Below are 21,798 nucleotides of genomic sequence, written 5' to 3' on the forward strand. Positions count from 1 at the left end.
TTTCAGGTTATATTGTTATAAAAGGGCTGCCTAATAGGGCAGCCCTCTTACTTATATATGAGCATCTTCCAGCTTCTCGATGTAATAAAATTTCCCGGCTGGCTTATTTGGAATCAGGGAGTCTGTCGGGACAATTATTGTCTGTTCCACTCTAACTTCCTTACCGAGGGCTACGCTTAATTCCTGCTGTACCGCTGCGATATTTACCTCTTCCTCATACTGAGCAAGGAAGTACAGATCCTCACCTCTTTGCTGCAGCTTCCATATGTATGGTACAGAAGATAATGAATAGACAATTTCATGAATATCATATAAGCTTTTTTCCTGTCCATTAATGTTCAGTAAATCATCTTTTCGGCCGTAGTGTACGAGAATAGGGGATGAACAGCCGCATGAACAGGCCTGTGCTTGTTTGATTTCTATATAATCCTCATTAAAATAACGCAGCAGCGGCATACCTTCCCGTGCTGTAGAGATCACACAGCTGCCAACTACATTTTCTCCTGCCGGCTGCCCCTTATCATCTACCACCTCTACGTTAATGGAAGGGTGAGTTAAGTGGAAATGACCATTTTCACAGGAAACAAAAATACCGCCCGTTTCTGTGCTGCCGTAAAATAAATAGATAGGTACGCCCCAGCACTGTTCCATATATCGTTTTCTTGCCGGCGTGACAAGCTCGCCCGCTACAACGATCGCTCTTAATCGCTCTGTCGGCAACGGCTTGTTCAGTTTTTTCGCTACATAATATAAATTCATTAGCTCTGTCGGACCAAGCGTCAGCACAGTTGGCTTCGTCTTTTCCATAATATCTAAAACACGAGGGAGTGGGGCCACCTCATTCCACTGGTCTGCACTAATAAAGCCTGCACGCGCTTTTTGAGCAGCCCAATAAACGAGGAAAGCCGGCAGTGCAATAGCAAATGGAAATCGATTTAGGATAAGATCGTTTTCTGTGAAGGCCAGAGCCGATCTATTCAACACATCTGCTTCCACATCGATATCATTGTAGCTGAACCAGCTGGATGACGGCTTGCCTGTTGTTCCGCTCGTTTCATGGTATGTCACCACATTCTGAAAGGAAGTGCCGAGTAATTCATACGGATCAGCCTCGCGAAGCTGTTGTTTTGTAGTAAAGGGAATATCGTTCCAGACAGGCTGCTGCCCGTTTGAAAAAAGGGATTGATAAAAAGGAGACCGCTTTGCTGCTTCTATATATTTGTTTTTATCCATTCCAAATACCTTCTTTCGATAAATTAGTTGTTCAATTGCTCTACCGCTGATTTCAAATCTGCTAAATAATTGTCCAGCTGCACATTTAAATCCTGGATCATTTCTACGCCGGCAACCTGTACCTGCTTTGTGAAATCAACATTGTGCTTGATTTCCTCAGAGCCGGCCGATAGCTCCTGAACGGCAGCCGATACTTCTGTAATTTGCTGGGATACCGAGCTGATTTTTTGCTGAATCTGATAGAACGTTTCATTCACCTGTCCTGCAACACTCATGCCGGTAACAACCTGTGACTTTCCTTCCTCCATGAAGCTGACGGATTTATCGACATTTTGCTGAATGGAAGAAACGATTCCGGCAATTTGATTAGAAGATGTCTTTACTTCTTCAGATAGCTTGCGTACTTCATCGGCGACAATAGCAAAGCCTTTTCCGTGTTCTCCAGCACGCGCAGCTTCAATAGCAGCATTCAAGGCAAGCAAATTCGTCTGGTTTGAAATATCAGTAATAGATTGAACGATTTTCCCGATATCTGTTGAATAGACGGCTAGTTCATTTAATACAACATTTAGCTCGTCGACGGAGCCATTGATTGCACCCATTTGCTTTTCAATGATGGCTACAGATTTTGCACCTTCAATCGCTGTATCATTTGCTTCCTGCGAAGTAAAGGCTACAGTTTGTGCATTCGTTGCAATATGTATAACGGCACCAGAGACATTTTCCATTGCTGTCATGCTTTTCGTCACATTATCCGATTGTAGTAAAGCGCCCCCCTCCACTTCCTTTGCAAGGCCGTTAATCTTTTCTAGTGTTTGAATATACCCGTCAAAGTTAACAGCAACGGCTTTTTCATCAGGCACTGTCACCGCAGTTTCAGCAATAGATGGCATTTCTATCATTTCTGCTGTTTCTTCCTCATCCACAGATTTATTCAATTGGCGCAAAGAGAAGTAAGAATAGGCCAGTGTAAATAATAGAAGAAGATTAAAGAAGAAGGACAGCCATTTGTTTAGTTCTAACGTAATAAAAGCGCATGAGAAGATAATAATGATGAAGCTGATGAATAAAGAGGCTTTTGTACTTTTTAAACTTTCCATAATAGATATTTTTCCTTTCTGTAGTAGAGTGAAAATTGAAACTTATTTCATAATACAACAAAGCGGATGAGTTTGGAGTATGAATTGGATGAAATGGTAAAAAACACCTAAGTAAATATCGGAACAATAAAAAAACTGCCGAATGGCCGGCAGTAGAAGAACAATACAGCTATTATAAATTTAACTAGTGCAAAAGGATTGTTTTCATGTGATACCTCTACACTGTTAGTTATTTTTACGGAATAAAAAGAAGTTGTTATTTTATAGATCATTTTTCCTAAAAAACATTGTCGATAAAAACGGCAGTAAAATGGTGTTTAATATTATGATGAAGACAACTAAATAAAACGTTAGTCATGTATTAGTTTGTATTTCTTTTGCGGAGAAGAACCTTTGCTTTTTCCGTATTGGCAAAATGCCACTTGGTCATAGATTTCAATACTGCTTCCCCATGCTTTGCTAAGATGCGTGCAGCCATTTCGTCCACTTTTCTGCCAGCTCCTTTTTGTAACGGGAATCCGATGGTCTCTGCTAATCGATCCATTTCCTTTAAAAAAGCATATCTGGCGAGGATAGAGGCCGTAGCCACTGCTACATGTAGATTTTCGGCTTTTGTAGAAAATAAGACGCTTTCTTGCACGACTGTCTTTTCATTTTTTAAGTAATTAAAGTAAACGCCGCGTTCTGCAAATTGGTCGATTAAAATATAGTCGGGATGCTCAGGCGAGATTTTATCCAGTACATGTTTTAGCGCCTGGTTGTGCATCATTGCTTTGATCTTCCCCTGTGAATAGCCTTTCGCCTGCAAGGTATTGTATTTATCATTACGAAGCGTTAAAATGCTATGCATACAGACCTTCATCAAATCTGGTGCAATTTTCCTCATATACTCGTCGGTCAACTGTTTCGAATCTTTGACGCCGAGCTCCTTTATTAATTCAATTTTATCCGTTGGCACATAGACAGCGGCCACTGTGACAGGCCCAAAATAGTCCCCGGTCCCGGTTTCATCTGACCCTATTACCGAAAGCTTGGCAAAGTTTTCAGGAAGCGTATCACCTTTTGCTGCGCTTACAGTTTTTGCTGTGGCTTTTCCAGTACCAAACCTTGCAGATTCACGGGCAGCTCCTGCTCCTTGGAACATGACTTTCCCTGATTTGTATACGGTAATAGCGGTATCTGCCAATTTAGCGGCAAAGATAACCCCAGGTGCATTTCTTTCAATACGGTCAGAAGCATAATAGCTCTGTACTTTTGCCAGCTCTTCGGTGGAAAGCTGCAATACAATATTAGTCATTTGTTTTCAATCCTTACTCGTTCAATTTATTTTAGTGTACAGGTGGGGCAGGGGTACTGTCTAATGAAAGAGATAATGAGCCATTTAAACTAGAAGAGTCAAAAAGTTTTCATAAACAAACGGCACATCGGCTGGAATGTTGGAATACTTGAGAAAAAATTACTCTTATTTACCGAAAATCAGTTACAATGAGAATTGGAAGAAAGGCAGGAAATACCATTATTCTGTCAATCATTCTACCTCTATACAACAATCAATTATTTGAAAATTCGTGAGGACATCACATAGTAAGGAGTGAATGTTTAGATGCAAGTTGGCGATAAGCTACGACAATTAAGAATTTATAAAGGATTGTCCCAGGCCGAACTGGCAGAAGGCATTTGTTCGACAGCATACTTAAGTAAGGTGGAGAACTGCAAAACCTCTCCATCATCTAATTTTATTGAAAAAATCACAAAAAAGCTCGAAGTGGAGCCTTCAGTATTCAGTACTGATAAATCTATCTATTATACAAAGCTCATCCACCAGCTGGAGGGAAAAGTAAAACAGCAGGAGGAATTAAATGAAAAGGATGTTTCCACCTTATATTTAGCTTTATATGAAACATTATCAATGGACCTGCATGTTAAGGTGTTTAATTTGTTGATGAGATATTACATAAAAAACAAGTATCATTCTGAAGCGCAAAAATTGTACGAGCTATGCGAGAAGATGCTTCCGATGGAAACGGAACTGATAGTAGAGGATGCACATGATATCTTTTCGTTTTATAATTTACTGGGAAATTATTTCTATATGCAGCAGCAGTTCCATTCTGCCGACTACTATTATACAAAGGCAAAGGACTCTGGTGTTAAAAGTAAGTTAGAGCTTGCGAAAACTTATTATAACTTAAGTTTGACGAAGCAGCGTATTTTTGATGATATGCATATAAGCCTTATTTATGCGAAACAAGCGTATGATCTATTTGACCAAGAAGAAGCACATAGTGAAATAATTAATGTTTTAATTTCCATGATCGTTCAGTATATTTATAATCAAAACTTTGAAGCAGCTAGCCATGCATTACAGGCGGCATATGATAAACTTGAACAAAAACCAGAAGAAAGAAATACTTCTACAATATTTATGTTGGAATATTATAATGGTAGATTACATGAAGTTATGGGTAATGAAGAGGCAGCTCTTCAAAAATATATAGAATTAACAGAGGCAAAAGAAGAACATACATCTGCTTCTCTAGTATACGTATATCAAAGCATGGTAGATATATATTTTAACCAAAAACAATGGGTAAAAGTTCAAACTTATTGCAATAAAGCGATGTTATTAGCAGAAAAATATCAACTTAATTATATATATATTCAATTAATAGAAGTCCGAGCAAAATTATTACTTATTAGACAAGACGAAACGGGCTATATGAAAGAAATGAAAAAGGCATTAACTCTAGCAAGAGAAGCATCGCTTGGGAAGTTGGTAAAGGAAATTGCTCAAACATTAGGAGACTACTATATGGAACAGCGCTTTTATAAAAAGGCGAGTGAATACTATAAAGAGGCATTGCAAGCTCCTAAATAGTAAAATAGAGAAAATATTGAAAATTCGGCCTATGGTTGCATGATTAATTTGGTTAATTTTTAGTAGATAAAACAGCATTAATTTAGGTGAAATTTTACGTGATTTTACAACTATCTATTAACTAAATATGTCCTATATACTGAAGATAACCAAAAAAGGAGGTTATTCCATTGAAGAAAAAGTTATTATTCGTAATGGCAGCTATTTTATTCATATGGGGAGGCACTTTAGCTGCAACAACTACAACTGAAAAAGCACATGATGCTTTGCAACCCGGCCCGATGCTGACAAAATCTGTGGGAAAGATATTCGTTGATTAAAGAAACCCTAACAAAAGTATATGGGGGTCCGACTTATTTAACGATTCCGTGCTCGATTCGATCGGCAGCTTCCATCATACCGTATCAGCAGCCAATCCTACATAAAAACGTACTTGCACAAATGCTGCAGCAAAGCCTTCATGATATAAATAAGGATGGACCGGCCGTCGATATGGTCCCGATTATTTTATGTCCGAAAGCTTTCTTGATTGACGGACTTGATGCAAAAGGATGCTATGTATATGATTTTATACAGCACCAGATGGTTTACGGCGCTCTCCATGTAGAGTATGAGTTCGAGAAACCCTATACGATTGTGGTTGGCTATATGGCAACGCAGCGCCAACCGAAATTTGATGATCGATTTTCCCACTTCGCTTCTTTGCTTGAAGATATTCAAATCGACATCATCAATCAAGAATTGACAATGCAGCTTTATGATGAGCCGCAGCAAGTCCACTTAACACACCTTATCTCTAGAAAGTAGCGGTTGCGACCTCTACTTAACGTTGAATGGAATACAACGACACTTAATCAATAATTCACTTAAACAATAATTCACTTAAACAATAATTCACTCAAGGCACTTCCTTCCAGGGGAGTGTTTTTTATTTTTCAAAAGAGGAATTTTTTAAATGGCTGTAGGATTTAAAATGAGTGCCAATTACCTTACACTGCCAGTATATTGCTAATGATTAAAAGTGTTTTCTAGGATGGATGATGCAAGCAGGTAAAATATAAAGGAGGCTTTACTATGTATATTGCAGGACGGGCAGAAATGCAGTTATTGGACCAACATACGATGAGGGAAATTGGGCTGCCGGGTGTTGTACTTATGGAAAACGCTGGAGCAGCGGTTATCAAGGAGGTAATGAAGGATTTTCCGGATAAAAAAACGAAGATAGCAGTATTAGCAGGCAGCGGCAATAATGGAGGTGACGGTTTTGTTATAGCTCGCAGGCTTTATGACTTCGGGTACGATGTCATGCTTATATGCTGTGTAGAAGAGGAGGCAATTAGGGGTGATGCAAGGGTGCATTATAATGTATACAAAAATCGCAGACTCCCAACAGAAGAAGTGAAGGATGTCCAACTGGAAAATGCGGAGGTTATTATAGATGCCCTTCTTGGAACGGGGCTGACAGGTGAAGTTCGTGAGCCATTTTATTCCCTCATCAAGAAGATAAACAGCGCCAATAAGTATGTATATGCTGTTGATATTCCCAGCGGTGTTAACTCAAATAATGGAGAGGTGCTGAATACGGCTGTAAAGGCTGACAAAACAGTTACCTTTGTTTTGCCGAAAAAAGGGTTTTACCTCCAGCAAGGCCCCCAATATGTAGGGGAAGTAATTTGTACTGATATTTCTGTTCCTCCGCACATTGTGGAAGAGCTTCAATTAGAACTGCCTAGATTACTGGATGTCAAAATGGCGGATGCCGCATTACCTAAACGTCCTGCACACGGCCACAAAGGAATGTTTGGGCATGTTCTTGTAATTGGAGGCTGCAGGCAATATGTCGGCGCCCCTGTCTACACAGCAAAAGCTGCTTTCCATACAGGAGCGGGACTTGTTACGCTGGCGGTACCTGAGTCGATTTATCCCATTGTTGCGCCCCAGTCCTCAGAGTGTCTCTTCATCCCATTACAAGATAAAGACGGCGCCCTATCAGCAGCAGATATTTCCCAGGTAGTGGATTTTTCAGCCTTTCAAACAGTCGTGCTTGGCCCAGGACTTGGGAGACAGACGGATGGCACTTCCCTCATTCGTCATGTGCTGGATGAGCTGACGGATCAGACATTTGTCATTGATGCAGATGGCCTGTATTTTGCGGGACATTTATTGGCAGAGTTAAAGACGTATAAAGGAAATGTAATCTTCACACCGCATCCAGGGGAAATGGCTCGTCTTGCGGGCTTGTCGGTCAAAGAAGTGGAAGAGAATCGATTGGAAGTGGCTAAACAGTTTGCGGGGGCACACGGTATTTATTTACTATTAAAAGGACATCGTTCCATTATTACGACACCTTCAGGAGAACAATGGATCAATCCGTTTGGCAATGATGCCTTGGGTAAGGGAGGAAGCGGGGATGTTTTGACAGGATTAATCGCTTCATTTGTCTCGCAGGGGGCAGAAGTAAAAGATGCTCTGCTGGCGGCCTGCTACCATCATGCACATGCAGCCGAACAGCTAGGGACGAAATGGTCCACGTATGGAGTCCTTCCGCTAGATATTATCGACTATGTCCGAAAAACACTGTAAAAATTATATGTAGATGGCAGGCATTGGGGAAAAGGGTTCTGTCTATGGAGGACTGTACCAATACAGCATGCCAAGCTTTTTTGGAAGCCGGCGAAAGGAAATTGGGTATTTCGCTGTTGCAAAACATAGCGTGTGAAACGGGGAATAAGTTGCTATGTTTAAATGGTAAATGGTATGATATATATTATGATTTTATACATAATCGAGGCAGATATCTGCCCTTTAAGCAAGAAGCCGAAACAAGGTTAACAGGCTTAGGTGCTTAGGTTGTTATTGCTTATGCTGGTGGGGGGGTTCACTTTGGCTGAACAAGAAAAAAACCGAATTTCAGTAGAAATATATGGGCAGACATATAAGATTGTCGGGCCTGAATCTACAGGCCATATGAGATTAGTCGCTTCAATCGTAGATGATAAAATGCGTGAAATCAGCGTCCATAATCCAACATTGGATAATGCAAAGCTTGCTGTGCTAACAGCTGTGAATACCGTTCATGAGTACCTAAAACTGAAAGAGCAAGTAGAGGCGCTTGAGGAGCAACTGAAAAAGTTAAAGGATTGAAGTGAATGCTGGATTTATTAATATTGCTTATTTTTATGGTGGGCATTGTTGCAGGAGCAAGACGGGGTCTAGTCGTGCAGGCAATTCATATGTTTGGGTTCCTGCTGGCCGTTATAGTGGCGCTCATTTATTATAAGCCGCTTGCGCAAAAGTTTTTGCTGTGGATTCCATATCCGGGTTTTGCAGAAAGTGCGACTTCTACATTGGCACTTACCGGAATTGATGCAGACCGTACCTTTTACCGGGTCATTGCGTTTGCCCTTATTTTCTTTGTAGTGAAGATTCTCTTACAGATTCTCGGATCTATGCTGGATTTCTTAAAATATTTGCCTGTCCTAGGCAGCATCAACCGTCTGCTGGGAGCAGTGCTTGGCTTTGTAGAGGTATATTTCTTATTATTTATCATCTTGTATGTAGTGGCACTTCTGCCGCTGGAAAGTATACAGGCACGGCTTGACGGGTCGATAATCACCGGGTTGATGCTGGAGCATTCGCCGTTTATTTCGTCGATGTTCCAAAAATGGTGGTATATTTACTCAAAATAATGACAAAACGTAAATACTTCTCTCGGTTAGGGAGAAGTATTTTTGCGATTATCAGAGGAGGCAATGACATTGAATAAAAAAATCATTATCCGCACATTGGAGAAAATTGCTTTATATATGGAATTGCAGGCAGAAAACCCATTTAAAGTTTCGGCATTCCGCAAGGCAGCTGCTGCACTTGAAACGGATGAGCGCAGCCTCAGCCAAATAGATGATATTACAGCCATTAAAGGAATAGGGAAGGGTACTGCTGCTGTTATCCATGAACTAATGGAGACAGGTAAATCAAGTGTTCTTGAAGAGCTGGAGGTGGCTGTGCCAAAAGGTCTGGTACCGCTTATGAAATTGCCTGGCCTTGGAGGGAAAAAACTGGCGAAGCTCTATCAGGAGCTGAACATTGTAGATGCAGAGTCGCTAAAGGCAGCATGTGAGGCAGGACAGGTAAGAGCACTGGCCGGTTTTGGGGCAAAGACAGAGGAAAAGATCTTGAAGGAGCTTGAAAACTTCGGAGCCCGTGCCGAACGGCTGCCTGTTTGGGAGCTGGAGGTCATTGTGTTTGACATTAATGAGCTTCTTGCAAATGTACCTGAAGTACAGCGGTTTTCTATTGCGGGCAGCTTCCGGCGTGTAACAGAAACAAGTAAGGATATCGACTTCATTATTGCAACAGACGAGCCTGCAGCCGTCCGTGAGGCTATTTTATCCCGCCTGCCGATTGAAGAGACAATTGCGGCCGGCGATACAAAGGTATCTGTTACATTAGATTTGGAAAACCCAGTGAGTGTAGATTTCAGACTCGTAAAGCAACATGAATTTGCATCAGCCCTGCATCATTTTACAGGCTCAAAAGATCATAATGTACGTATGCGCCAACTGGCAAAGTCACAGGGAAAAAAAATCAGTGAATACGGGGTTGAACAACCGGATGGGTCAGTCGTCACATTTGAGTCGGAAGAAGCATTTTTCGCTCATTTTGATTTACCGTTCATTCCGCCGACTGTCCGGGAAAATGGCCGTGAGCTGGAGCGCCTTGATGAGCTTGCTGCCCTTCCGCAGCTAGAGGATATCGTTAGTGACCTTCATATGCATACGACATGGTCCGATGGGGCACATTCGGTAGCGGAAATGGGAGAGGCATTAATAGCACGGGGTTACCAATACGGGGTCATTACGGATCACTCACAATACTTAAAGGTAGCAAATGGATTGACACCGGAACGGCTGGACAAGCAGAAGCTGGAAATATTTGCGTTTAATGAAGCGCATCCCGAGTTCCGTTTATTCCGTGGAACAGAGATGGATATTTTACCGGACGCAAGTCTTGATTTTGAAGACGATGTCATGCAGGAGCTTGATTTTGTCATTGCCTCCATTCATTCGAGCTTTTCACAAGCCCAAGAAAAAATTATGGAACGGCTGTTTGCAGCTGTGAAGCATCCATTTGTACACATGATTGCCCATCCGACCGGCCGTATTATCGGTCAGCGTGCTGGATATGATCCGGACGTGCCGCAGCTGATTGAATGGGCAGCGGAGTATGGCAAAATTTTAGAATTGAATGCAAACCCTTACCGGCTCGATTTAGCAACAGAATATTTGCAAATGGCCATGGAGAAAAATGTTCCGATTGCTATTAATACCGATGCCCATGCAATCGATCAATTACGATTTATGGATATTGGTGTAAAATATGCACAGAAGGCATGGATGAAAAAAGAGTTGATAGTCAATACATGGAATATGAATCAATTTGAGGAGTTCATCCGTAGACATAAATAATTTGATTGTTGGAGGTGTCTTTCATGATTGCAGAACGCGCATTGAAAACACTAGAATTTGATAAAGTACGTCAGCAGGTTGCAGGTTTCTGTACTTCTTCTATTGGAAAAAGTGCCATCGATGAACTTGTACCTGAAACGGATTTTGATACAGTAGTAGCCCTGCTGGAAGAGATGGATGAGGGGTTATCCATCCTTCGCGTAAAGGGAAATGTACCGATGGGCGGTATCTTTGATGTAAGACCTCATGCAAAGCGTGCCCAAATCGGCGGGATGCTCAGCCCGATGGAATTAATGGAAATTGCCAGTACAATCCGTGCAAGCCGCATATTGCGTAATTTCCTTGAGGATATTGAGGCAGAGGAAACGATTCAAATCCCTCACTTTTTAGAGCGTAAAGAGCAAATGCCGATCCTGACAGCGCTGCAGCACGAAATTAATGACTGCATTGATGAAAACGGGGGGGTACTTGACTCTGCCAGCCCAGCACTCCGTACGATACGCCAGTCTTTGCGTGCAGAGGAAGCAAAGGTCCGTCAAAAATTGGAAAGTCTTATTCGAGGATCGAACGCAGCAAAAATGTTGTCAGATGCCATTATTACGATTCGTAACGACCGTTTTGTTATTCCCGTCAAGCAGGAATACCGAGGCCATTACGGAGGAATTGTGCATGATCAGTCATCCTCTGGTCAGACGCTTTTCATTGAGCCGGATGCTGTCGTACAGGCGAATAATGAGGTGCAACGCCTAAAAGTGAAAGAGCAGGCGGAAATTGAACGTATTTTACTTGCCCTTTCAGCAAAGGTAGAGGAAGTGGCACATGATCTGTTTGTGCTTGTCGGTCTGCTTGGGGAAATCGATGTGATTTTAGCAAAAGGCAAATATGGGCAGGCAAATAAATGCACGATGCCGAAAATGAATAAGGAAGGCTATACAAAATTAGTGCGGGCACGCCATCCACTGCTGCCGATCGACGAGGCTGTTCCAAACACTATTGAATTCGGGCGAGACATTACGGCGATTGTTATTACCGGTCCGAACACGGGCGGTAAAACGGTCACGTTAAAGACGGTTGGATTATGCACGATGATGGCACAGTCCGGACTTCCGGTACCGGCATTGGACGGCTCGGAGCTTGCTGTGTTTGAGCAGATTTTTGCCGATATCGGGGATGAGCAGTCGATTGAACAAAGCTTATCGACTTTTTCATCTCATATGGTCAACATCGTAGATATTTTATCGAAGTTCGATGACCGCTCACTTGTCTTATTTGATGAGCTTGGGGCTGGTACAGACCCGCAGGAAGGGGCAGCTCTGGCTATATCTATTTTGGATGAGGTAGTAGGATACGGGGCACGCGTCATGGCCACAACACACTACCCGGAATTGAAGGCATACGGCTACAACCGCCCTAGCGTCGTGAATGCTTCAGTAGAATTTGATGTAGAAACATTAAGTCCGACATATCGACTGTTAATTGGTGTCCCTGGAAGATCAAATGCATTTGAGATTTCCAAACGATTAGGTCTTGGCGATCATATTATCAACCAGGCGAAATCCTTTACGGGTACGGACCGCCATGAAGTCGAATCAATGATTGCATCGCTGGAACAGAGCCGCCTGCAATCTGAACGGGAAGCTGACGAAGCGCATGAATTGCTTGAAGAAGCGGCTGAACTTAAAGCTCAGCTGGAAGAAAGAGTCCGTGTATACGATGAAAAGAAGGACAATCTTGAGAAAAAAGCAAAAGACAAGGCACGCCGCATTGTAGAAGAGGCAAAGGCAGAGGCCGAGAAAATTATCACTGAGCTGCGTGAAATGCAAAAAAATGCAAGCCGGATTGTGAAAGAACACGAATTGATCGATGCGAAAAAACGATTGGAAGAGGCAGCGCCGAAGGAAGAAAACAAAGTCCTGAAAAAAGCTGTGGCAGAACGTGAGCGTTCACAAAACCTCAAAGTCGGCGATGAAGTAAAAGTAATCAGCTATGGACAAAAAGGTACAATTTTAGAAAAAGTGGGCGAGCACGAATGGGTAGTGCAGATCGGTATTCTGAAAATGAAGCTGGATGAGTCTGACCTGCAGTATATTAAGCCTGAAAAGGAAAAGCCTACACGTGCAATGGCGAATGTGAAAAATCGCAACAGCCATGTCAAACTTGAACTTGATCTAAGAGGCGAACGCTATGAAGATGCCCTGTTGCGAACAGAAAAATATTTAGATGATGCGCTATTAGCGAATTATCCACGTGTGTCCATTATCCACGGCAAGGGAACAGGGGCCCTGCGCCAAGGCATTCAGCAATACTTGAAGACGCATAAACGTGTGAAATCTTTCCGCTATGGTGAAGCAGGGGAAGGCGGCTTCGGGGTAACCGTAGTCGAATTAAAATAAAAGGGGAGAAGAGAATGCTGGGTTCATCATTTTGGCGAAACCCTTTAGTAGAAACGGCAGGTTACTTCAGTGTTGTTGTCCTTTGTTTAGTAGTCTCGATGGTCATTTTCGAAATCGTTACGAAATACAAAAATTGGGAAGAGATTAAAAATGGAAATGTGGCCGTTGCGCTTGCGACAGGCGGGAAAATTTTAGGGGTGTGTAATATTTTCCGCTATTCTATTGAACGCCATTCCACATTGAGCGAATTGATTGGCTGGGGTTTATATGGGTTTATGTTATTAATTTTCGCTTATATTTTATTTGAATTTTTAACACCCAAATTTAAAGTGGATGAAGAAATAGAAAATGACAACCGCTCTGTCGGATTTATTTCCTTTACCATTTCAGTAGGACTTTCATTCATTGTAGGGGCAAGTATTTTATAGGAGCAAAAAGATGGAGAAATTATCGAAGATACTTATTGTCGTATGCATTATTTTTTTAGCTGTTGGCATATACTATTTGTCCACTGTATAAAATGGGAAGTAGCAGATGTAAAATATACATCTGCTACTTTTTTATATTGGAAAAATATATTTATAAAATAACATAAACGTTTAAGTGAAAGAAATTGGAAATAACACTATTTGTTTTATAACAATAATGAGAAAAAAAGTGCATATTCGAGCGATAAAGGAAAAATATAGTGAAAACCGATTGAATCCGTTTTCTTTTTTAATTATAATGATAAATAATCAGAAAATTAAAAAGTGTGAGGTAAAGGGGCGAGGTTCTATGACGGAAAAGGTATGGTTAAAGAAATACCCGGAGCAGATTCCTCATGAAATTGAAATACCGGAAATACCGGTTTATCAATTTTTGACGGATGCTTACAAAGCAAGTCCAAGTAAAATAGCCATTCACTTCTTAGGCAAAGATATTACGTATAAGGAATTATATGAGTCTGCGTCGAAGTTTGCCAACTATCTTCAAAAATTAGGAGTAGAAAAGGGAGATCGTGTAGCCATCATGCTGCCGAACTGTCCGCAGGCGGTCATTGCGTATTACGGTATTTTATATGCTGGCGGGATTGTTGTTCAAACGAATCCGCTTTACACAGAACGGGAACTGCAGTATCAGATGGCTGATTCCGGTGCGAAAGTCATCCTGAGCATGGATATCTTATATCCCCGCATCACGAAGATATTGAAGGAAACACAAATTGAGCATGTGATTGTTGCAGCAATTAAAGATTATCTCCCATTCCCGAAAAATCTCGTCTATCCATTTATCCAAAAGAAGCAATATGGTTTCAGTGTCAAAGTGGAGCATAGCGGCATGAATCATTTATTTACAGAAATTATGCGTTCTGCCCCTGTAAAAGATCTCGATGTACCATTTAATTTTGAAGATGATCTGGCTTTGCTTCAATATACGGGAGGCACAACGGGGTTCCCGAAAGGAGTTATGCTGACACATAAAAACTTAATTGCCAATGCAACAGCATGTAGCCATTGGCTGTATAAATGTGTGGATGGTGAGGAAATCATCCTGGGACTCCTTCCTTTCTTCCATGTATACGGTATGACAACGGTGTTAATTTTATCCGTAATGAAACAAAACAAAATGGTCCTTCTGCCGAAATTTGATGTCGAGGATACGTTAAAGACGATCGATAAGCAAAAGCCGACATTATTCCCTGGAGCACCGACTATGTATATTGGTTTATTGAATCATCCAGATTTAGGGAAATATGACCTGTCTTCTATCAAAGCCTGTATAAGCGGTTCTGCACCGCTGCCAATCGAAGTACAGGAGAAATTCGAGGGAATAACAGGTGGAAAGCTTGTAGAAGGATATGGTCTAACGGAAACTTCTCCGGTCACGCATGCTAATTTCATTTGGGATGAGCGCGTCAATGGCTCCATTGGGGTACCATGGCCAAATACAGATGCTGCTATTTTACGCTCAGGCGACAACGAAATGATGCCGGTGGGAGAAATGGGGGAGATCGCCATTAAAGGCCCTCAGGTAATGAAAGGGTATTGGAACCGCCCGGAAGATACGGCGATGACATTTGCAGATGGCTGGTTCTTGACAGGTGATCTCGGGTATATGGATGAAAACGGCTATTTCTATGTAGTGGACCGCAAGAAGGATATGATTATCGCAGGAGGGTACAATATTTATCCTCGCGAAGTAGAGGAAGTACTGTATGAACATGATGCGATTCAGGAATGTGTAGTAGCTGGAATTCCAGATCCGTACCGCGGAGAGACAGTAAAAGCTTATATCGTCTTAAAGGAAGGCCATTCGGTAACGGATAGTGAGTTAAATGCATACTGCCGTCAAAATCTGGCTGCCTATAAAGTCCCACGATTTTATGAATTCCGGGATGAGCTGCCAAAGACAGCTGTAGGGAAGATTTTACGTCGCACTCTTGTAGAGGAAGAAAAGGAGAAAATGGCAGCAGAGCAAAAAGCAAAATAGGTAAGCAACTATTGACAAAAAGACGAACAACTTATAATATGGGAATATGAATGAATGGTCATTCATGTTTCCATATTTTTTTGGTGGTGAACAACTTGAAACGAAATAAACCCAAATATAAACAGATTATCGATGCAGCGGTCATTGCCATTGCAGAAAATGGCTATCACCAGGCACAAGTATCGAAAATCGCCAAGCAAGCTGGGGTCGCGGACGGCACGATCTATTTATATTTTAAAAACAAAGAAGACATCCTAATTTCTGTTTTTCAAGAAAAAATGGGGGTTTTCGTGGACAATTTACAAGATATAATAAAAAATGAGAGTAGTTCATCTGAAAAGTTAACACAGATGATCGAAAATCATTTCCAAGTTTTAGCTAAGGACCATCATTTAGCGACTGTCACCCAATTAGAGCTAAGGCAGTCGAATAAGGAGATTCGTCTGAAGATTAATGCTATTCTAAAAGAGTACCTTGCGCTCTTAGATCAAATTTTGATTGAAGGGATGCTTTCGGGTGAGTTCAATACCACGATGGATGTTCGTCTGGCACGCCAGATGGTATTCGGTACTGTCGATGAAATAACGACAACGTGGGTAATGAGCGACTATCGTTATGATCTTGTAGCGTTAGCGCCGAAAGTGACACAGCTAGTGCTAAATGGGTTAAAAGCTTAAGAGGGGTGTGGGAGAATGGAGTTTCTAAGTTGGAAAGTAGAAGATAATGTAGCAGTTGTATCGATTAATCGACCACCGGCAAATGCATTATCACAAGTTTTAATCAAAGAAGTAGATGAGTTACTAAACGCAGTAGAACATGATGAAGCTGTTCGTGTCATTGTCCTGCACGGCGAAGGCCGCTTCTTCTCTGCTGGTGCTGACATTAAGGAATTTACAGGCATCCAGACAGGTGAAGAATTCTCCAAATTGGCACAAAATGGGCAGGCGGTATTTGAACGTTTAGAAACGTTCTCAAAACCAGTAATAGCTGCCATTCACGGTGCCGCTCTTGGAGGCGGACTGGAGCTTGCTATGAGCTGTCATATGCGATTTGTCACTGAAACAGCAAAGCTTGGCTTACCAGAACTCCAGCTCGGGATTATTCCCGGCTTTGCAGGAACGCAGCGTTTACCTCGCTATGTAGGGGTAGCAAAAGCGGCAGAGATGATGTTTACAAGTGATCCAATTTCAGGGGTGGAAGCGGTTCAGTGGGGATTAGCGAACCGTTCATATTCAGATGAGGACCTACTACCGAAAACATTAGAATTGGCGAAAAAGATTGCTAAGAAAAGTCCAATCGCATTAAAGGCAGCGATACATACGCTGCAATATTCTAAGCCAGCATCCTTCTATGAAGGAGTGGCGGCAGAGGCGGAAAGCTTTGGTACGGTATTCGTGTCAGAGGACGCCAAGGAAGGTATTCAAGCATTTATTGAAAAACGCGAGCCGGTATTTAAAGGCAAATAAATCAGCTTTCTGGAGGTTAGTAAAATGAATATTTATGTATTAGTGAAACGTACGTTTGACACAGAGGAAAAAATTGTTGTATCAAATGGCAAAATCCAAGAAGACGGTGCTGAATTTATCATCAATCCATACGATGAGTATGCAATTGAAGAAGCAATTCAAAAACGCGACGCTTTCGGCGGTGAAGTAACGGTTGTAACAATCGGCGGCGAGGACGCAGAAAAGCAATTGCGTACAGCGTTGGCAATGGGTGCAGACAAAGCTGTATTAATCAATACAGAAGACGATTTAGATGAGCAGGATCAATATACGACAGCTTATATTCTAGCTGAGTATTTAAAAGATAAAGAGGCTGACTTGATTTTAGCTGGAAACGTGGCAATTGACGGAGGCTCAGGCCAAGTTGCACCACGTGTAGCTGAACTGTTAGGCATCAATTATGTAACAACAATTACGAGCCTGGAAATCGATGGTCAAACGGCAAAAATCGTACGTGACATCGAAGGGGACTCAGAAGTGCTTGAAACTTCTTTACCGTTATTGGTAACAGCACAGCAAGGCTTAAACGAGCCGCGCTATCCTTCTTTACCAGGCATCATGAAAGCGAAGAAAAAGCCATTAGAAGAGCTTGAGCTGGATGATCTGGATATCGACGAGGACGATGTAGAAGTGAAGGTAGAAACAGTTGAAATCTACCTGCCACCTCAAAAGGCAGCTGGTCGTATTTTGGAAGGGGATTTACAGGATCAAGTAAAAGAGCTTGTAAATCTACTTCACACAGAAGCAAAGGTAGTCTAATAAAGACGGTAACGGAGGGGTAACTTATGACAAAAAAAGTATTAGTTTTAGCTGAAACTCGTGAAGGCAGCCTACGTAACGTATCGTTCGAGGCGATTGCTGCTGGTAAAAAAATCGCTGATGGCGGTGAAGTAGTTGGGGTATTAATCGGTGAGGGCGTTGCAGGTATAGCAAATGAGCTGATCGCTTATGGAGCGGACCGTGTCGTAACAGTAGAGCATCCACATTTAAAAACATATACTTCTGACGGTTTCTCACAGGCATTCATGGCAGTAGTAGATCAAGAGAGTCCTGAAGCAATCGTATTTGGCCATACATCTCTTGGCAAAGATTTGTCTCCAAAAATTGCTTCAAAGCTGCAATCAGGTCTTATTTCTGACGTGACAGAAATCGAAGGGGCTGGTGATGACGCTGTATTCATCCGTCCAATCTATTCTGGTAAGGCATTTGAAAAAGTGAAAATTAAAGATGGCATCGTCTTTGTGACAATCCGTCCAAACAATATTGCGCCGCTTGAAAAAGATGGCGGACGCTCAGGTGATGTGGCAGCAGTTTCTGTAGATATTACAAATCTTCGTACAATCATTAAAGAGGTAGTACGTAAATCTACAGAAGGCGTAGATTTATCCGAAGCAAAAGTAGTAGTGGCTGGCGGACGCGGTGTAAAATCTGAAGAAGGCTTTGAGCCGTTAAAGGAGCTTGCTAATCTACTAGGAGGAGCTGTTGGTGCTTCCCGTGGTGCATGTGACGCTGAATACTGCGACTACTCGCTGCAAATCGGTCAAACAGGTAAAGTTGTGACACCTGATTTATACATTGCTGCAGGGATTTCAGGAGCGATTCAGCACTTGGCTGGTATGTCAAACTCTAAAGTCATCGTAGCGATCAATAAAGATCCGGAAGCAAACATCTTTAAAGTAGCGGACTACGGTATCGTTGGAGACTTATTCGAAGTTGTGCCAATGCTGATTGAAGAGTTTAAAGCATTAAAAGTAAATGCATAATGAATCACCCTCTCTATAAAACTAGTTTTTTAGAGAGGGCAGAGCATGGATTCGGCGTGATGTCGGTTCCATGCTTTTTTTGTCATAAACTAAATAAAATCCCCTTCATTTTTATTTAGGCAATGGAAGGGCATTTTTTTGTTATTGAGGAGCTGATAGCATGTCCTATTACAGGCATAAGTATGAGCGGCCACCTGGAACTTTCATGGAAATGCGATTGTTTCAACGGCATTTGTCGGTGGATTTTCTTTCAGTAACCTTCATCTCGGTAACGGAAGATATCAAATGCGATCAATTTTTAATGATTTGTAAAGCTTTCTGATAAATATCGTCAGAGTCAGCAAGCTTCAAGATAAGTAATCTACACTGAAAAGTGATAATACAGCTATACATCATACGCCGTGCTTTTGCATGTCTTCTATTAAAAAAGCAAGGTAGAGATTAGTTTTTGTAAATGTATTAGTGAGATCCATATCAAGCAGCATCTCAATTTTATTGACCTTATATAGAACGGTATTTCTATGGACGAAGGCACGCTGGCTAATTTTAATGGTGCTGCCGTTCTCCTCCAGAAATATCCTCAAAAATGATACGAAATCGGTACCGTGTAATTCATCGTATCGGTAGAGCCTGCCCAGCATATTTTGGCGAAATTGCTCGATTACTCTCTGATTATCGACATTCATAATAATTTGATAAGCGCCCATATCCTTATACTTGTACAAATAGCGATTATTGTGAAGCTGAGCCAGACGGATTACCGTGAGAGCCTCCTCATAGCTCTTGTGGATTTCCCCAAGAGCGGCATAAAACCCTCCCATTCCGATAGAAAGCCCAAATTCCTTATATTTTTCTTCAACCTTTTGATAAATTTCTTCAACAATAGTAGAGAAGGGTATGGTAGCAGTTTTAACTCTAGTACGGTCGATCAGGTAAATTAGTTGGTTGCGGTATTGAAAATGGATGAACTGTTCATAGCGTTGCTGGAAAGCTAGTAGAATTATGGTATTGTAGCGTTGAATATTGATAGATTCGTCCTTAGCAGTACAGACAATAATGCCATACTCTGTATGCTTTGGGAAGCCGAGCTGTTCTAACGTTTCTGTCAGATGGGATTCATGCTGCTGATAGTTGAAAAGGAGTTGATGCATGACCTGCTCTTCGCTAGAACGTTCCTGCTGGTTGGTAGTGATGAACTGGAAAGTTGTTTTTAAGAGATCTGTGACGCGATGTTTCCAGTCCATTTGAAACAAGGGGTACTCATGTTCATCTGCAAAGTGGATGAGGCTGCTAGGTATATCCGGGATATAGGGCCCTGTATTGATGATGAAGCCGGCTGTGCGTTTTTCATAGGCTACCTTTACAAGCTGCTCGAGGCAGTCCATGTCATTTGCAATGTAGACACCCGTTGTAACAACGAGTTCATTCGGCCGGCAAAAGATAGTAAGCTCTTCTTTCTCGAGAATATTGATGCCGCTAATCTTGCGATAGAAGCCATTTTCGCCCGCTATCACCCTTAGTTGGGGAAAAAGTGAGGACTGCATCATATGTGAAATCGTAGACATAGACTCATCTCCCTTCTTATATGTAATAAAATATACCATTATGCCTGTACGAATGCACAAAGAAATTAGATTATTCTAACATTTACATAAAAATTTTCAATATTTATAATCGTTTTAAGCAATTTACTATAAGACAGTTCCTGAGAAGGAGTGTTCTATGAATGTATAAATGCAATCAGGTTCGCCTGCAGCAAACAATCGACTATTTTAGCCGCTTTGGGGCCACGGAAAATGGCGGCGTGACAAGGCTTTCCCTATCTGAGGAAGATCTGGCAGCAAGACAATACTTCAAAGAGTGCTGCCAAGCGCTGGGAATGGACGTGAAAGTGGATGACATGGCGAATATGTATGCCGTACTTCCTGGCAAGCATGATATTCCCCCCATTGTCATGGGCTCCCACTTAGATTCCGTTGTGAAAGGCGGCCGATTTGATGGCGTCCTAGGAATTCTCACTGCGCTGGAAGCGGTAAGAACGATTGTTGATAACGAAATTGAACTGGATGCCCCGTTAATGATCGTGAATTTTACAAATGAAGAAGGTGCACGGTTTGAACCTGCCATGATGAGTTCAGGTGTCATTACGGGGAAGTTTGAAAAGGAAACAATGATGCAGTCTACGGACAGGGAGGGGGTCACATTTGCCGAGGCACTTTCAAAAAGCGGCTATGAAGGCGATGCGGAAAATCGTCTGAATGAGGCATATGCTTATCTCGAACTGCATATTGAACAGGGACCAGTTCTTGAAGCGGAAGGAATTGAATTGGGCGTAGTAGAGGGCGTGATGGGGATGGTCTGCTATGAAGTTCGTATCAAAGGGGAATCCAACCATGCTGGCACGACACCTATGACGATGCGGAGGGATCCGATGCTTCTCGCTGCCAAACTGATTAGCTATTTGGACAAGGAGCTCAGGGGTGTGGATGAAACGCTCGTCTATACATTCGGCCGGATGAATGCCGCACCGAATATCCCTACTGTCATTCCGAACGAAGTAATCTTTACTATCGATTCACGCCATAAGGATCCGCGTGTAATGGAGCGGGTTGAGAATATCCTGCTTGGCCTTCCTAAAGAAGAAGGTGGATGCGCAGTACAGACAATTAAGTTATGGGGGCGTGATACTGTTCATTTTTCTCCAGATATTTGTGATGAAGTAGAGGCAGCCTGCCAGCGGTTTGGATACTCTTCCCGGCGAATATACAGTGGCGCTGGGCATGATGCACAGTTCATTGCATCCATCGTCCCGTCTGTAATGATTTTCGTGCCTAGTATAGGCGGCAAGAGCCATTGCGAGGAAGAAGAAACAAGCTATGAACAATGTGCAAGGGGAGCGGATGTACTATTGGAATCCATTCTCATATTGCAGGCAAAGCAAAGTTTGCAACAACCGATAACTACTAAATAGAAGGGTGAGAATGTT

Annotated in this window: 19 protein-coding genes; 15 read left to right on the plus strand and 4 right to left on the minus strand. The window is 42.0% G+C overall.

Going from position 1 to position 21,798, the window contains the following annotated elements:
- Positions 1–51: 51 nt before the first annotated feature.
- The 3 genes from BOD01S_RS15345 to rnhC form a co-directional block, all read right to left on the minus strand.
- Positions 52–1,233 (minus strand): phenylacetate--CoA ligase family protein, encoded by a 1,182-nt coding sequence (locus BOD01S_RS15345; protein ID WP_036156346.1) that lies wholly within the window; start codon positions 1,231–1,233, stop codon positions 52–54.
- 23 nt (positions 1,234–1,256) lie between these two features.
- Positions 1,257–2,333, minus strand: a complete 1,077-nt coding sequence (locus tag BOD01S_RS15350; RefSeq protein WP_052124915.1) for a methyl-accepting chemotaxis protein — start codon at positions 2,331–2,333, stop codon at positions 1,257–1,259.
- 361 nt (positions 2,334–2,694) lie between these two features.
- On the minus strand, positions 2,695–3,630 hold the full coding sequence (rnhC, locus tag BOD01S_RS15355) for a ribonuclease HIII (RefSeq protein ID WP_036156348.1): 936 nt from the start codon (positions 3,628–3,630) through the stop codon (positions 2,695–2,697).
- A gap of 306 nt (positions 3,631–3,936) precedes the next feature.
- Here rnhC and BOD01S_RS15360 point away from each other — a divergent pair, with 306 nt between their 5' ends.
- The 14 genes from BOD01S_RS15360 to BOD01S_RS15425 all read left to right on the plus strand — a co-directional run bounded on the left by BOD01S_RS15360 (position 3,937) and on the right by BOD01S_RS15425 (position 18,812).
- Positions 3,937–5,211 carry a helix-turn-helix domain-containing protein gene (locus tag BOD01S_RS15360; RefSeq protein ID WP_036156350.1) on the plus strand — a complete coding sequence of 425 codons (1,275 nt, stop codon included), beginning with the start codon at positions 3,937–3,939 and terminating at the stop codon, positions 5,209–5,211.
- Positions 5,212–5,381: 170 nt separating this feature from the next.
- Positions 5,382–5,531: a hypothetical protein gene (locus tag BOD01S_RS23040; RefSeq protein WP_156117045.1), complete on the plus strand. Its 150-nt coding sequence runs from the start codon at positions 5,382–5,384 to the stop codon at positions 5,529–5,531.
- Complete coding sequence (locus BOD01S_RS15365) at positions 5,524–6,018, plus strand: hypothetical protein (RefSeq protein WP_036156352.1); 495 nt, start codon at positions 5,524–5,526, stop codon at positions 6,016–6,018. The genes BOD01S_RS23040 and BOD01S_RS15365 overlap by 8 nt, the downstream gene beginning before the upstream one ends.
- Before the next feature lie 267 nt (positions 6,019–6,285).
- On the plus strand, positions 6,286–7,794 hold the full coding sequence (locus BOD01S_RS15370; protein WP_036156353.1) for a bifunctional ADP-dependent NAD(P)H-hydrate dehydratase/NAD(P)H-hydrate epimerase: 1,509 nt from the start codon (positions 6,286–6,288) through the stop codon (positions 7,792–7,794).
- Between the two features lie 300 nt (positions 7,795–8,094).
- Entirely contained in the window at positions 8,095–8,355 is a 261-nt protein-coding gene (gene zapA / locus BOD01S_RS15380; RefSeq protein WP_036156357.1) for a cell division protein ZapA, read from the plus strand.
- A 5-nt stretch (positions 8,356–8,360) separates the two neighbouring features.
- A complete protein-coding gene (locus BOD01S_RS15385; protein WP_036156359.1) occupies positions 8,361–8,900 on the plus strand; it encodes a CvpA family protein in 540 nt (179 codons plus the stop codon).
- Positions 8,901–8,969: 69 nt separating this feature from the next.
- On the plus strand, positions 8,970–10,679 hold the full coding sequence (gene polX, locus BOD01S_RS15390; protein WP_036156361.1) for a DNA polymerase/3'-5' exonuclease PolX: 1,710 nt from the start codon (positions 8,970–8,972) through the stop codon (positions 10,677–10,679).
- A gap of 23 nt (positions 10,680–10,702) precedes the next feature.
- Entirely contained in the window at positions 10,703–13,072 is a 2,370-nt protein-coding gene (locus BOD01S_RS15395; RefSeq protein WP_036156363.1) for an endonuclease MutS2, read from the plus strand.
- A 14-nt stretch (positions 13,073–13,086) separates the two neighbouring features.
- Complete coding sequence (locus BOD01S_RS15400; protein WP_036156365.1) at positions 13,087–13,500, plus strand: DUF350 domain-containing protein; 414 nt, start codon at positions 13,087–13,089, stop codon at positions 13,498–13,500.
- 349 nt (positions 13,501–13,849) lie between these two features.
- Complete coding sequence (locus BOD01S_RS15405; RefSeq protein ID WP_036156367.1) at positions 13,850–15,544, plus strand: AMP-binding protein; 1,695 nt, start codon at positions 13,850–13,852, stop codon at positions 15,542–15,544.
- A gap of 95 nt (positions 15,545–15,639) precedes the next feature.
- Positions 15,640–16,221 (plus strand): TetR/AcrR family transcriptional regulator, encoded by a 582-nt coding sequence (locus tag BOD01S_RS15410; protein ID WP_036156369.1) that lies wholly within the window; start codon positions 15,640–15,642, stop codon positions 16,219–16,221.
- A gap of 15 nt (positions 16,222–16,236) precedes the next feature.
- Positions 16,237–17,010, plus strand: a complete 774-nt coding sequence (locus tag BOD01S_RS15415; RefSeq protein ID WP_036156371.1) for an enoyl-CoA hydratase — start codon at positions 16,237–16,239, stop codon at positions 17,008–17,010.
- A 24-nt stretch (positions 17,011–17,034) separates the two neighbouring features.
- A complete protein-coding gene (locus BOD01S_RS15420; protein WP_036156373.1) occupies positions 17,035–17,808 on the plus strand; it encodes an electron transfer flavoprotein subunit beta/FixA family protein in 774 nt (257 codons plus the stop codon).
- 26 nt (positions 17,809–17,834) lie between these two features.
- A complete protein-coding gene (locus BOD01S_RS15425) occupies positions 17,835–18,812 on the plus strand; it encodes an electron transfer flavoprotein subunit alpha/FixB family protein (RefSeq protein ID WP_036156375.1) in 978 nt (325 codons plus the stop codon).
- A gap of 392 nt (positions 18,813–19,204) precedes the next feature.
- Here BOD01S_RS15425 and BOD01S_RS15430 read toward each other — a convergent pair whose 3' ends face one another.
- Positions 19,205–20,377, minus strand: a complete 1,173-nt coding sequence (locus BOD01S_RS15430) for a PucR family transcriptional regulator (protein ID WP_036156377.1) — start codon at positions 20,375–20,377, stop codon at positions 19,205–19,207.
- A gap of 161 nt (positions 20,378–20,538) precedes the next feature.
- On the opposite strand from BOD01S_RS15430, the gene BOD01S_RS15435 reads away from it, so the two are divergent.
- Complete coding sequence (locus tag BOD01S_RS15435; protein WP_036156379.1) at positions 20,539–21,783, plus strand: Zn-dependent hydrolase; 1,245 nt, start codon at positions 20,539–20,541, stop codon at positions 21,781–21,783.
- The last annotated feature ends 15 nt before the right edge of the window (positions 21,784–21,798 follow it).

Origin of the sequence: Lysinibacillus odysseyi 34hs-1 = NBRC 100172 (genome assembly GCF_001591965.1) — a bacterium.
In the GTDB taxonomy this organism is placed as follows: Bacteria; Bacillota; Bacilli; order Bacillales_A; family Planococcaceae; genus Lysinibacillus_B; species Lysinibacillus_B odysseyi.

Excerpts from the sequence above, each read along its gene's own strand:
- BOD01S_RS15430 (WP_036156377.1), bottom strand. The coding sequence starts at position 20,377 with ATGTCTACGATTTCACATATGATGCAGTCCTCACTTTTTCCCCAACTA.
- BOD01S_RS15350 (WP_052124915.1), bottom strand. The coding sequence starts at position 2,333 with ATGGAAAGTTTAAAAAGTACAAAAGCCTCTTTATTCATCAGCTTCATC.
- BOD01S_RS15400 (WP_036156365.1), top strand. The coding sequence starts at position 13,087 with ATGCTGGGTTCATCATTTTGGCGAAACCCTTTAGTAGAAACGGCAGGT.
- BOD01S_RS15370 (WP_036156353.1), top strand. The coding sequence starts at position 6,286 with ATGTATATTGCAGGACGGGCAGAAATGCAGTTATTGGACCAACATACG.
- BOD01S_RS15395 (WP_036156363.1), top strand. The coding sequence starts at position 10,703 with ATGATTGCAGAACGCGCATTGAAAACACTAGAATTTGATAAAGTACGT.
- BOD01S_RS15415 (WP_036156371.1), top strand. The coding sequence starts at position 16,237 with ATGGAGTTTCTAAGTTGGAAAGTAGAAGATAATGTAGCAGTTGTATCG.
- BOD01S_RS15360 (WP_036156350.1), top strand. The coding sequence starts at position 3,937 with ATGCAAGTTGGCGATAAGCTACGACAATTAAGAATTTATAAAGGATTG.
- BOD01S_RS15435 (WP_036156379.1), top strand. The coding sequence starts at position 20,539 with ATGTATAAATGCAATCAGGTTCGCCTGCAGCAAACAATCGACTATTTT.
- BOD01S_RS15385 (WP_036156359.1), top strand. The coding sequence starts at position 8,361 with ATGCTGGATTTATTAATATTGCTTATTTTTATGGTGGGCATTGTTGCA.
- BOD01S_RS15425 (WP_036156375.1), top strand. The coding sequence starts at position 17,835 with ATGACAAAAAAAGTATTAGTTTTAGCTGAAACTCGTGAAGGCAGCCTA.
- BOD01S_RS15405 (WP_036156367.1), top strand. The coding sequence starts at position 13,850 with ATGACGGAAAAGGTATGGTTAAAGAAATACCCGGAGCAGATTCCTCAT.
- BOD01S_RS15345 (WP_036156346.1), bottom strand. The coding sequence starts at position 1,233 with ATGGATAAAAACAAATATATAGAAGCAGCAAAGCGGTCTCCTTTTTAT.
- BOD01S_RS15420 (WP_036156373.1), top strand. The coding sequence starts at position 17,035 with ATGAATATTTATGTATTAGTGAAACGTACGTTTGACACAGAGGAAAAA.
- rnhC (WP_036156348.1), bottom strand. The coding sequence starts at position 3,630 with ATGACTAATATTGTATTGCAGCTTTCCACCGAAGAGCTGGCAAAAGTA.